Genomic DNA, 12037 nt, shown 5'->3' on the forward strand with positions numbered 1-12037 from the left:
TGCGCTCGCGCGGTGAGGGCCTGAAAATCAGGTCAGGGTTGCGGTGACCTTCTCGGTTTCCGTGCGTCGCTCGGACTTCTCCTCGTCCGCATTGGTCACCTGAACCAGCGAGGCTCCCGCGACGAGCACCGACACCAAACCCTCGATGATCTCGTCGGGGGTGTTCCAGGACGCAGTCGACAGCACCCGATCGGCGGCTGTCCACGAATGCGTGTCGGCGGCCGCGCGGGCGGCAGTGAGCACCTCGTCCACCGAACGACCGTCCAGTGCCGCTGCCCCGCCGTCCGAGATCCGGAACTGATCTCCGTGCACCCGCACCGAGGTTGCGTAATCGGTCATTCCGATCGGCAGGTCGGGTACAGCCTTACCGAACGCGTCGAGTGAGAAGGCCAACACCTCGTCGACATCCGGGGCCTCGGCAAGGCGATCTGCCGCCACCATGGCCAGGTCTGCGGAATCGTCGGTGCCGAGCACCACCTCGCCGCCGGCCCACCATGTACCCAGCAGTACCGCTGCCGTCTGCCAGTGTGCGGGCAACAGCACGCTCACCTTGCCGCCGACCTCGAAGGCGAACTCGTCGCGCAGCAGGTTGGCGGTCTTGGCGGCCCAATTCGCGAGTGTCACCGCCGAGACCTCCACCCGCTCGCCGGTCGCATCGTCGTAGAACGTGATGCGCGGACCGGCCGGGTCAGCGGCGAGAATCGGGTCGAGCAGGGTCTGAGTCAGATTCGAGGCCACACCACGCACCCTAGATGACGACTCTGCGCGCCTTCTCACGCGCCGTGAACAGCCGCCGCCGAAGTCGAAGACCGTGTCAGTTGACGCACATCGGGCCGGTGGAGCCGGCGTCGATCGGAGCCGCCGGCTCCTCGGGAACGGCCGTACCGGATTCGGGTGCAATGGTTTCGGCTGTGGCCGCCTGCCCGGAACCGGGGCCTGCGTAGTCGTCGGCGAGCACCACGCGAACGGTGTCCGACCCCAGAGTGTCGTCCGCGGTGATCTGCAGTCCGCCCAGCGCGGCCGACACGGCGCGCGCGGCGTCACTGTCGACGTCGGCGGACTGGATGCGGCTCGCCGAGATGGACGAGCCCTCGTAGTTTCCGATGGTCCCGCCGAGGTAACCCAACGCCGCCAGGGAACCGGCGACGCCGTTGGCGAGTCCTTCGATACCGCTGTCGTTCGCGACGTCCACGGTCACCGTCGACGGATCGACCGCCGGGGCCTCGGCATTTTCGGCATTGGCCTCCGCCGAATTGCCGTCGCCGAGCAAACTCGCGACGTACTTCTTCACCGCGGCAGGATCGACCTGGACGATCGATTCGCCGTAGTCGGTCGTGGCGTTGATGTCGACAGCGGGAATGGTCTCGAACTTGACCTTGCCACCGGCGAGATCCTGGAGTCGAGTAGCGAATTGCAATATGTCCCAGTCGGAATCGAGCGTCACCGAACGCTGTACCGCGGTGCTGAGTTGACCCAGTTTGCTGGGATTGCTCAGGGTCTTGGCGCTCAACACACTCCGCACGAGCGAGGCCATGAACACCTGCTGGCGCACGATACGGTCGAGGTCTCCGCGGGGAAGATCGTGCCGCTGTCGCACGAAGCTCAGAGCCTGTGATCCGGCCAGCTTCTGTACCCCGGCCGGGAAGTTCGCACCCGAGAGTGGTTCTTGCACAGGGTTGTTGAGGCACACCTCGACACCGCCCACGGCATCGGTCAACAGAACGAAGCCGAGCAAGCCCACCTCGGCGTAGTGATCGACGGTGATGCCGGTCAAGTTGGCGACGGAATCGATCAGAGCCTCGCGCCCGGCCTCGGTGGCCTGGGACTCCGCATCGGCGTCGGCGACACCCTGCTCCACCAATTCGAGTCTCTTGTTCTCCTTGGTCGCGCCGTACGCGGCGTTGATCTTCGACATCCCGATGCCCGGTACCTCCACGTACGAATCGCGTGGGATGGAAATGGCCGTGGCCGACGATCCGTCGTTCGGGACGCGGATCAATACGATCGTGTCGGTGTTCGATGCCACCTCTTCACCGGCGTTGAGGGACGCGAGCTCATCTGGCGACAACGCGTTGCCGTGGGCGTCGGTGCGGCTGTCGGTGCCGACCATCAGGATGTCGACTGCCCCGTCTGCCGCGCCGCCGAGACCGAGGCCACTCGCAGTGGCGATGTTCGATCGAAGACTGTCGACACTGCGCCACGCGAAACCTGTCACCAGCAGAACGAGTACCGACAGGACTGCTGTCGCGACGTGCGTGGCGGGCCAACGGCGTCCGCCGACGCGGGTAGGGGCGCCGCCCTCGGGTTGTGCTTGCCCGACGGGGCCGCGGGGATCACGCTGCCTCGTCCGGTGCGTTCCGGCCGTCGATTCGCCGCGGCTTCGCTCGCGGGATCGGCGCTGACCGCGCTGTTCTTCGTCGGGGTATCGACGCGCGGCACGTGCTTCGAGATCCTCGGAGCGGTGGGCACCGCGTGCATCGGAACCGTCGGGTCGCCGGTGAGTGCGCCGCCGCGGCGGGGGAGTGCGCTCACCTCCGGGCGTGCCTGAATCTCGTGGCACCGTTCACGACCCTCTCGTTCCGGCCGACTTCGACAGCCGACTGCTTCGTTCTCCCCCCGCCGTTCGAAGGTTACTTGTCGGCGGTCGCTGCCTCGCCCAACCGAACCCGGCGTGCCACACTTGGCAACCGTGAATGCGATCCTGGTAACCGGTGCACACGGCCAGTTGGGCCGAAGGGTGGTGGCTCTCGCCGCCGAGCGGGGCAGCGGTGCGAAGGTTCTCGCGTATTCGTCCGCCGACCTGGACATCACCGACTCCGCTGCGGTCGCTGCCGTGGTGACCGCGGGAGCAACGGTGATCAACTGCGCTGCTTACACCGCGGTCGACGCCGCCGAAGCCGATGAGGCCAGGGCCATGGCCGTGAACGCGGACGGCCCCCGAAATCTCGCACGCGCCTGCGGGCGTGTCGGTGCCCGGTTGATCCACGTCTCCACCGACTATGTGTTCGACGGCACAGCGACCGAACCGTACGAGGTCGACGCGAAGCCCGCGCCGCAGTCGGCGTATGGACGCACCAAATTGGCCGGCGAGCTCGCCGTGCGCGACGAGTTGCCCGAGGCCGTCGTCGTGCGGACCGCGTGGGTGTACGACAACACGGGTAAGAATTTCGTGACCACGATGCAGCGGCTCGAAGGTGAGCGCGACACCCTGGCGGTGGTGAACGACCAGATCGGGTCGCCCACGTTCGCCCTCGACCTGGCGTCGGGCCTGCTCGAGATCGAAGCCGACCCGTCCGTGGCCGGACGGACCCTGCACTACACCAACGCGGGCCAGGCCAGCTGGTTCGACCTCGCGCGCGCGGTGTTCACTCACATCGGTGCCGATGCAGAGCGAGTGCAGCCGTGTTCGAGCGCCGAATACGTCGTGCCCGCACCCCGGCCGGCCTATTCGGTACTCTCGCCGGCCGCCTGGATCGACGCAGGCCTCACGCCGGCCCGCCCGTGGTCGGCTGCACTGACGGCTGCCTTGACGTAGTCGAGGTGAGGGATTCCGTCACTCTCGGGCTAGTCTTGCCCGCGTGAGTTCCGAGCTGGCCGTAGTGACGGTGACCTATTCGCCCGGCGAATACCTGGACCAATTTCTGACTTCTCTGCGTGAGGCCACGACCCGCCCTTATCGGGTGATCATGGCCGACAACGGCTCTGTCGACGGCACCCCCGAGGCGGCCGAGGCAGCTTTCGACGAGGCCGAGTTGCTGCGCACCGGTGCGAACATCGGTTACGGAGCAGCGGTCAACCGCGCGGTGGCCGCCGTCGACCCGGCTGTCGAGTTCGTCGTCGTGGCCAACCCCGACGTCCGCTGGCATCCCGGTTCGCTCGACGGACTCCTCGACGCAGCCGCCCGGTGGCCGCGCGCAGGTTCTCTCGGTCCGCTCATCCGCGAGCCCGACGGCACTCGTTACCCGTCGGCTCGGTCGGTACCCGATCTGACGTCGGGCGCGGGACACGCGATACTGGGCAAGCTCTGGCCGAAGAACCCGTGGACTCAGCGGTATCGCCAGGAGAACGAGACGGTGACCGAGCGCCCCGTGGGGTGGCTGTCGGGATCGTGCCTGCTGCTGCGGCGGTCGGCGTTCGATTCGATCGACGGATTCGACTCGCGCTACTTCATGTACATGGAGGACGTGGATCTCGGTGACCGGCTCGGCAGAGCGGGTTGGCACAACGTCTACGTTCCCGGTGTCGAGGTCACCCATTCGAAAGGCCATGCAGCAGGACGGCATCCGGAGGTGATGTTGCCCGCACATCACACCAGCGCGTACCGCTTCCAGGCCGACAGACACGCGCGGACGTGGCAGGCTCCCTTACGATTGGCTCTGCGCGGTGGTCTCGGTCTTCGCTCGAAGATCGTTGTGAACTCGGCGCTTCGGGCCCGCGCAGTGGACGGACGACTCACGGACGAGAGAACAGAGGCTGGACATGTCGGATAGTTCCCCATCGGTCGCCGCACGTACCGATGCAGTCATTCTGGTCGGCGGCAAGGGAACTCGGCTCAGGCCCCTGACGCTCTCGGCACCCAAGCCGATGCTTCCGACCGCCGGACTGCCGTTCCTGACCCATCTCCTGGCCCGCATCAAGGCCGCGGGAATCGAGCACGTCGTGCTCGGAACGTCGTTCAAAGCCGAGGTGTTCGAGCAGCATTTCGGAGACGGATCCTCGCTCGGCATCGACCTCGAATACGTCTTCGAGACCGAACCGCTCGGCACCGGCGGAGGCATCAGAAACGTCCTTCCGCGACTTCGCGCCGAGAACGTCATGGTCTTCAACGGGGACGTGCTGGGAGGCACCGATCTGACAGCAGTTCTCGATACGCACCGCACCACCGACGCCGATGTCACCTTGCATCTGGTTCGCGTCGGCGACCCGCGCGCGTTCGGTTGTGTGCCCACCGACGAATCCGGCCGCGTGACAGCGTTTCTCGAGAAGACGCAAGATCCGCCGACCGACCAGATCAACGCCGGTTGCTACGTTTTCAAGCGCGAGATCATCGAGTCGATCCCGGCCGGCCGGCCGGTGTCGGTGGAGCGAGAGGTGTTTCCTGCCTTGCTCGCCGAGGACAAGAAGGTCTACGGACACGTCGACAGCGCGTACTGGCGTGACATGGGTACGCCGGAAGATTTCGTCAAGGGCTCGGCCGATCTGGTCCGCGGCATCGCGCCGTCGCCCGCGCTGCACGGAGATCGTGGTGAGTCCCTGGTTCACCCGAGCGCAGGAGTGGCACCGGGCGCACTGTTGATCGGCGGAACCGTCGTCGGCCGCGGGGCCGAGATCGGAGCGGGAGCTCGCCTGGACGGTGCCGTCGTGTTCGACGGTGCGGTCGTCGAAGCGGGGGCCGTCGTCGAGCGATCCATTCTCGGTTTCGGTTCTCGCATCGGACCCCGCGCCCTCGTGCGTGACGCGGTCATCGGCGACGGTGCGGACATCGGCGCTCGCTGTGAGCTGCTCCGCGGGGCGCGCGTGTGGCCCGGAGTCAAGCTGCCCGACGGCGGAGTGCGCTTCTCCACCGACGTCTGACCCGTTCTGCTCGTCGCTAGCGGCGGCGAGCAGCGAGGGCGACGAGACGGTCGATCGTCTCGTGCTCGGCGTTGTCCGGCAGAGCGTCGACCGGCCACCATCGAAGATCCGTCGACTCCTCGCTGCGCACCGCCCGGGCACCGTCCGGGGCGCGGACCAGGAACCTCAGGTCGAGGTGCCGGGTGGCCTTACCCAGCGAGCACGTGATCGGGTGCGTGTGGGCCGAGAGCAGTACCGGATCGATGACCAGGTCGTCGATCCCGGATTCCTCGGTGGCCTCACGCAGGGCGGCGTCGACCACCGTGTGGTCCGTCGGTTCGCAGTGGCCGCCCAGCTGAATCCACCGGCCGACCTTCGGATGAAGGGTCAGCAGCACATGGGTCCCCGATTCGTTCAGTACCAGCGAGGACGCCGTGAAGTGGCCGGCTTCGTTGGCGCGCAGACATGCATCGAGGTTGCTGTGCAGGAACGCCAGCATGGTGTGGCGGAGCGATTCGTCGTTCGAATCCGACGGTGCCCAGCGGTCGAGTGACGCTCGGACCGAATTCCACAGAGTCGAATGAGGCGGCGTCGACGCTGACACGTCAGAGCTCCAGCAACGACGACCCGGGGAGCACCGGATCTCGAACCGTCGACGGCTCGCTGGGGTGCCCTATTGCAATGGCTCCCATGGCTTTCCAATCTGCACGCAGTCCGAGTTCGGCGCGCACGGTATCGGCGGCGAAAATGGTCGAGCCGATCCAGCAGCTGCCCAGTTCGCGGACCGCCAGAGCGACCAGCAGACCCTGGACGGCGGCACCGACCGCCACGGTGAACATCGTGTCCTCCGCGGCTCGACGCCTCTCGTCGGGGTACGAATGCGCGCCGTCGGGCACACAGAACGGAACGATGATTTCCGGTGCGTCGAACAGAATGTCGCCGCGGCTCAGTCGCGCAGCGATCCGGTCCTCGCCGAGGCCGTCGGCGGTCAGGTCGGCGCGCCACTGCTCGCGCATCGTCTCGAGGAGCCGACGCCGCAGCGCCGGGGTTCTGACCCACACGAATCTCACCGGTCGGGTGTGGTGCGGGGCAGGGGCGGTGAGGGCGTCGGCGACCGATGCGCGAACGAGTTCGGGATCGACCGAGTCCGAGGAGAACGAGCGCACCGACCGTCTCAGCAGCAGAGCCTCCTTGCGGCCGCGATCGAGCGCTTCGGCGGTGCCGAGCCAGAACAGGTCGTCTTCGCCGCCGCGCAGGAGAGCGGCCGCAGTGGAACCGTCGTCGACCGGTGCCAAGCCGCGTACGACAGCGATCGGGACACCGCCCAGCTTGCCCTTCACCAGATCGCCTGCGGCCGCGAGCTCGTCTGCGATCGCAACCTCGGTCACCACGAGCTCGTTGCCCTGACCGTCTTCGGCCCCGGCGTAGGCGTGCAGAACCGGCAGGCCCGCAGCGCCGATGGCGGCGTCGGTCTGGCCGATTCGCCACGCCCGCCCCATGGTGTCCGTGACCACCACGGCCACCGTCACTCCCAGTAGGTCGCCGAGAGCCGCGCGCAGGGCTGCGGCACTGGCATCGGGGTCCTCGGGCAGCAAGGCCAGTTCGCCGCCGTCGACGTTGGAGCCGTCGATGCCCGACGCGGCCTGCACGATGCCCAGCCGATTTTCGGTGATGAGGGTTCGGCCCTTGCGCGCGACGATGCGCACCGCTTCCTGCTCCACCAGCAGCCTGCGGGCAGCGTCTCGCTCGTCCGCGTCGCGCGGAGCCTGCACCAACCGACCCTCGACCTTGGAGACGATCTTGCTGGTGACGATCAAGATGTCGCCGTCGCGCAACCATGGCGCTCGCTCGGCGATTGCCGACGCCAGGTCGTCACCCGGTCTGAATTCCGGGAGCCCGGTGATCGGCAGCATTTCGATCGAACCGCCCGGTGCATGATCGCTCGGTACCGGAGACATCGAACCGCTCTCGCCCGGATCGATCACAGGTCGAGTCCGGCCGCGAGCAGCGCGGTACGCGCCATCACCGCGGTGGTCTCGGGGTCGGTCATCAGCAACGGGACCGACTGCACGTCCACGCCGTCGACAACCGCGGAGTCGGTGGTGTGTACCAGCCACGCATCGAGAATTCCTGTCCCGCTTCGGCTTCCGTAGTGACGGCCGACCGCCTCTGCCGTGGTGTCGACACCGATGACGGACAGACACTCGTCGGCCATGCCGCGTAACGGCTTACCGTCGACGACGGGGGAGAGGCCGACCACCTTGGCCGCTGTGGTCCGGAGCGCCCCACGAATACCCGGCACCGCAAGGATCGCGCCGACACTCACCACTGGATTGGACGGTGCCAGGACGACCGCGTCGGCTTCGGTGATTGCGTCCACCACTCCTGGTGCCGGAGTTGCCTGTTCGGCACCGATGTTGGCAAAACTGTGGGTCGGAATCTGAGCTCGGTAACGAACCCACCACTCCTGGAAGTGAATTGCGCGTTGCTGTTCACCGCTCGGGTCGTCGGGATCGGTGACGACGACGTGGGTCTCCGACCGATCGTCGGTGACGGGCAGCAACCGGACGCCCGGTTGCCACCGGTTGCACAGAGCTTCGGTGACGGCCGACAAGGGAAAACCGGTGCGCAGCATGCGACTGCGAATCAGGTGGGTGGCGATGTCACGGTCTCCGAGTCCGAACCAGTCGGGATCGGCACCGTAGGCCGCGAGCTCGTCGCGAGCGTTCCAGGTCTCGGCGATACGGCCCCATCCGCGTTCGGTGTCGATTCCAGCACCGAGGGTGTACATGCACGTGTCGAGATCCGGGCAGATGCGGAGGCCGTGCATCCACACGTCGTCGCCTACATTGACCACCGCAGTTATCTCGTGCTCGGGGTTGTCGCCGAACAAGGATTTGAGACCCTGAAGGAACCGCGCGCCGCCGACGCCACCGACCAGAACAGTAACTTTCACAACGCACGAGCCTAGTGGGGTTGCAGCAGTGCCGGGCGAGCGCCCACCCGGTGCTGAGCCCGACGAGCGGACTGTGTGCAGGTGCCATAACAGACGCGACACGCACGGGACGGGCTCCGATTCGGGGAGACAGCCGATTTCGGGCATGGGATGGTATTGGATTTGCGCGATCGGCTTGACCGCGACACACCTGTGCGTGTCTAATCACAGGTATGTCATTCAGTGTTCGCAGCACGAGTTCGATTGCAGCGAACCTGGTTTCGAACACTCGTTCCCTTCCTGCTCGTCCTCGCGTGGACGTCGAGTAGAGGTCGAGAGTTGGACGAGCGCATGTGCGCTCGGACTCGCCAGTTCGACCGAATACCTGCGCGGGGCAAGGTATCCGAGCACACGAAGACCGAAAGTATCTGCGCTACCACAGGTGAGGAGGCGGAAGCGATGTATGACGAGCACGTGACACGTGATCAGCGGGGCGGACCCACTGCACACCTCAGCGCAGTCGACGACGCGCCGCAGACCGAGTCCGTCGACGGGGCAGATTCGAGCGTCACGTCCGACGCGGGTTCTGCGTACGTGGCGCGAACGATCGAGACGCACATCGAGACCGACACCGATATCGACAATGATGTCGAATCCGATGCCGACCTGATGCCGTTCGTTGCCGAGTCGGTTCCGCCGGCCAAGCCGTTCCTCAGTCTCGTTGCAGGTTTCGACGAGATGTTCGAGGAGATCGAGGATCAGTGGCAGGAGCGCGCACTGTGCGCGCAAACCGATCCAGAGGCCTTCTTCCCGGAGAAGGGTGGCTCGACCCGCGAGGCGAAGCGAATCTGTCTCGGCTGCGAGGTCAAGGACGAATGCCTCGAGTACGCACTCGCCAACGACGAGCGGTTCGGAATCTGGGGTGGGCTGTCGGAGCGGGAACGGCGTCGACTCAAGCGCGGTATCGGCTGAGCCCTGCGCAGTCATTCGGTTGTCCTCGGCCCGTAGTCATTCCGGGGCGCTGTTCGGATCCACCTCGTCCGGATCGATCCCGAGATACGTTGCTACTTGCTCCACCAGAACCTCGAACAACAGGTCTTCCAAATCTTCGGGGTGTTTTGCGCGACGTTCGAGCGGTCGCCGGAACAACACCACCCTGGCGCGTGTCGTCTCTCCGCGCTTGTCTATCCCGGCCGGCACCAACCGCGACAGCGGCACCGGACCTTCGGCCACGACTTCGGGTGGCCATGTCACGGACTCCGGGTCCAGCGCTCTGATCTTGGGCACGTCGTCGACGGCGATGTCCAGCTTCGAGAGCTTGTCGTGCCACCGATGATCGATTCGCGCGAACGCGTCGAGCACCAGTCGGTCGAACTTCTCCGCCCGTGAACGTCTGGCCGGCATGTCCTCGGGCATAACCGGTCCGCGGATGCCGCGGCCGTGCCGTGCCACGGACCGAGAGGTGATCCTGCGCGCGGAGGGGAATCGAGGCATGGGGGGAGGTTATCGCGCGCGTCCGGTGTGTCGGTCGTTCGGTCGGTTGCACCTACCGGATAGTCTGCACTCGTGAGATCACTGCGTGGCTGCTGCAGGCCTGGTTGCAACCGTTCTGCTGTCGCAACGCTCACATATGTCTACTCCGATTCCACCGCGGTCGTCGGGCCGCTGGCCACCGTGGACGAGCCTCATTCGTGGGATCTGTGCGAGATACACGCGTCGACGACCACCGCGCCGAAGGGCTGGGAGCTCGTACGGTACGAGGGCGGCTACTCGACGTCGACACCCGACGAGGACGACCTGACGGCACTGGCCGAGGCGGTGCGTGAGGCCGGCCGCGGCGATCGCGTCCGCTCCGAGGACCGTGAGATCGATCGGTCCGCGTCTCGTCCGTCCGACGGTGAACGTCGATCCGCCCCGGCCGTCCGGACCGGCAGGCGCGGCCACCTTCGAGTTCTTCCCGATCCCACGTCCTGAGCCACCGCGCGCACCGGTGTGGTGTAGCGACGTCCGACTGGCCGGTCCGACTGGCGTCTGGCAAGGTTTTCCAGCAGAACCGAAACGGTCGGTGCCGTTCTGCCGATACTGGTGCGGACGCACCGTCACACGCTCGACGACGCCGGTGTGCGGCGTCGCAAGAACGATAACCAGGAGAATCTTCGTGGCCCGAACCGCAGAGTCCGTCAACGCCGTCATCAAGGCCTACGACGTCCGTGGCGTCGTCGGTGAGCAGATCGACGAGGCGTTCGTGCGAGACGTCGGAGCCGCGTTCGCACGTCTCGTGCGCGACGAGGCTGGGGCCGCAAAGTCGGTCGTGATCGGCCACGACATGCGTGATTCGTCGCCCGCACTGTCCCGGGCCTTCGCCGATGGTGTCACCGCCCAGGGTCTCGACGTGGTGCACATCGGCCTGGCGTCCACCGATCAGCTGTACTTCGCCTCGGGCCTGCTCGAATGCCCGGGGGCGATGTTCACCGCCAGTCACAATCCGGCGAAGTACAACGGGATCAAGCTGTGCCGCGCAGGCGCGAAGCCGGTGGGGCAGGACACCGGTCTGGCCACCGTCAAGGCCGAACTGGTGGACGGGGTACCCGAGTTCGACGGCCCGGCCGGAACGGTGACCTCGCGCGACGTCCTCGACGAGTACGCGCAGTTCTTGCGAGACCTGGTCGATCTGTCGGGAATTCGCTCCATGAAGATCGCTGTGGACGCGGGCAACGGTATGGGCGGGCACACCGTCCCAGCAGTGTTCGGCCCGTTGCCGGTGACGATCGAGCCGTTGTTCTTCGAGCTGGACGGCAGCTTCCCCAACCACGAGGCCAATCCGCTCGATCCGGCGAATCTGGTGGATCTGCAGCGTTTCGTCGTCGAGACCGGCTCCGCTATCGGGCTCGCGTTCGACGGCGACGCCGATCGCTGCTTCGTCGTCGACGAGAAGGGCGACCCGGTGTCGCCCTCCGCCGTCACCTGCTTGGTGGCCGAGCGCGAACTGGCCAAGGAGCCGGGCGCGGTCATCATCCACAACCTCATCACCTCCCGTTCTGTGCCGGAGTTGGTCACCGAGCGCGGTGGCACGCCGGTACGAACCCGTGTGGGCCACTCCTTCATCAAGCAGCAGATGGCCGATACCGGAGCCATCTTCGGGGGAGAGCACTCAGCGCACTACTACTTCCGCGACTTCTGGGGTGCCGACTCCGGCATGCTCGCCGCGTTGCATGTGCTCGCTGCTTTCGGTGCACAGGACCGCCCACTGTCGGAGATGATGGCAGCCTACGAGACCTACAGCGCATCGGGCGAGATCAACTCGACCGTCGACGACGCGGCAGGTCGCACCGAGGCCGTTCTCGCGGCGTTCGCCGATCGAACCGCGAACATCGACCGACTCGACGGCGTGACGGTCGATCTCGCCGACGGTTCCTGGTTCAATCTGAGGGCCTCGAACACCGAACCGCTGCTTCGACTGAACGTGGAAGCTCGCACCGGTGCAGGTGTGGATGCACTTTCGACCGAGATATTGGGCATCGTTCGCGCTGGACTGGAATAGTGGTTACC

General features: G+C 66.3%; 12 protein-coding genes. 6 read left to right on the forward strand and 6 right to left on the reverse strand.

The window, feature by feature from the left end; translation table 11 throughout:
* Positions 1 to 27: 27 nt before the first annotated feature.
* Both AC5WEY_RS11750 and AC5WEY_RS11755 read right to left on the reverse strand, forming a co-directional pair.
* Positions 28 to 747: a TIGR03089 family protein gene (locus AC5WEY_RS11750; protein ID WP_495646031.1), complete on the reverse strand. Its 720-nt coding sequence runs from the start codon at positions 745 to 747 to the stop codon at positions 28 to 30.
* A 67-nt stretch (positions 748 to 814) separates the two neighbouring features.
* Positions 815 to 2215 (reverse strand): LCP family protein, encoded by a 1401-nt coding sequence (locus AC5WEY_RS11755; protein ID WP_495646535.1) that lies wholly within the window; start codon positions 2213 to 2215, stop codon positions 815 to 817.
* Between the two features lie 474 nt (positions 2216 to 2689).
* On the opposite strand from AC5WEY_RS11755, the gene rfbD reads away from it, so the two are divergent.
* Genes rfbD through manB form a run of 3 tightly spaced genes read left to right on the forward strand, consistent with a single transcriptional unit; the run spans position 2690 to position 5574 of the window.
* Positions 2690 to 3535: a dTDP-4-dehydrorhamnose reductase gene (gene rfbD / locus AC5WEY_RS11760; protein ID WP_495646032.1), complete on the forward strand. Its 846-nt coding sequence runs from the start codon at positions 2690 to 2692 to the stop codon at positions 3533 to 3535.
* Between the two features lie 43 nt (positions 3536 to 3578).
* The gene (locus AC5WEY_RS11765) at positions 3579 to 4490 is read left to right on the forward strand and encodes a glycosyltransferase family 2 protein (protein ID WP_495646033.1); all 912 of its coding nucleotides are present in this window, start codon (positions 3579 to 3581) and stop codon (positions 4488 to 4490) included.
* On the forward strand, positions 4480 to 5574 hold the full coding sequence (gene manB / locus AC5WEY_RS11770; RefSeq protein ID WP_032376891.1) for a mannose-1-phosphate guanylyltransferase: 1095 nt from the start codon (positions 4480 to 4482) through the stop codon (positions 5572 to 5574). The genes AC5WEY_RS11765 and manB overlap by 11 nt, the downstream gene beginning before the upstream one ends.
* Positions 5575 to 5590: 16 nt before the next feature.
* Here manB and AC5WEY_RS11775 read toward each other — a convergent pair whose 3' ends face one another.
* From AC5WEY_RS11775 to cofD, 3 genes are all read right to left on the reverse strand, one after another.
* Positions 5591 to 6052, reverse strand: a complete 462-nt coding sequence (locus AC5WEY_RS11775; protein WP_495646536.1) for an NUDIX hydrolase — start codon at positions 6050 to 6052, stop codon at positions 5591 to 5593.
* Between the two features lie 106 nt (positions 6053 to 6158).
* Positions 6159 to 7511 (reverse strand): coenzyme F420-0:L-glutamate ligase, encoded by a 1353-nt coding sequence (locus AC5WEY_RS11780; RefSeq protein WP_495646537.1) that lies wholly within the window; start codon positions 7509 to 7511, stop codon positions 6159 to 6161.
* Positions 7512 to 7534: 23 nt separating this feature from the next.
* Entirely contained in the window at positions 7535 to 8509 is a 975-nt protein-coding gene (cofD, locus tag AC5WEY_RS11785; protein WP_495646034.1) for a 2-phospho-L-lactate transferase, read from the reverse strand.
* 717 nt (positions 8510 to 9226) lie between these two features.
* Between cofD and AC5WEY_RS11790 the strand changes: the two genes are divergently transcribed.
* Positions 9227 to 9460, forward strand: a complete 234-nt coding sequence (locus AC5WEY_RS11790) for a WhiB family transcriptional regulator (protein WP_027496498.1) — start codon at positions 9227 to 9229, stop codon at positions 9458 to 9460.
* 36 nt (positions 9461 to 9496) lie between these two features.
* Here AC5WEY_RS11790 and AC5WEY_RS11795 read toward each other — a convergent pair whose 3' ends face one another.
* A complete protein-coding gene (locus AC5WEY_RS11795) occupies positions 9497 to 9982 on the reverse strand; it encodes a metallopeptidase family protein (protein ID WP_495646035.1) in 486 nt (161 codons plus the stop codon).
* Between the two features lie 72 nt (positions 9983 to 10054).
* Between AC5WEY_RS11795 and AC5WEY_RS11800 the strand changes: the two genes are divergently transcribed.
* Together AC5WEY_RS11800 and AC5WEY_RS11805 are read left to right on the forward strand one after the other, a co-directional pair.
* Positions 10055 to 10462, forward strand: coding sequence for a DUF3499 domain-containing protein (locus AC5WEY_RS11800; protein WP_170944848.1), 408 nt, complete (start codon positions 10055 to 10057; stop codon positions 10460 to 10462).
* Positions 10463 to 10646: 184 nt separating this feature from the next.
* The gene (locus tag AC5WEY_RS11805; RefSeq protein WP_495646036.1) at positions 10647 to 12029 is read left to right on the forward strand and encodes a phosphomannomutase/phosphoglucomutase; all 1383 of its coding nucleotides are present in this window, start codon (positions 10647 to 10649) and stop codon (positions 12027 to 12029) included.
* Positions 12030 to 12037: the final 8 nt, after the last annotated feature.

It is taken from the genome of Rhodococcoides sp. S146-33 (assembly GCF_059489205.1).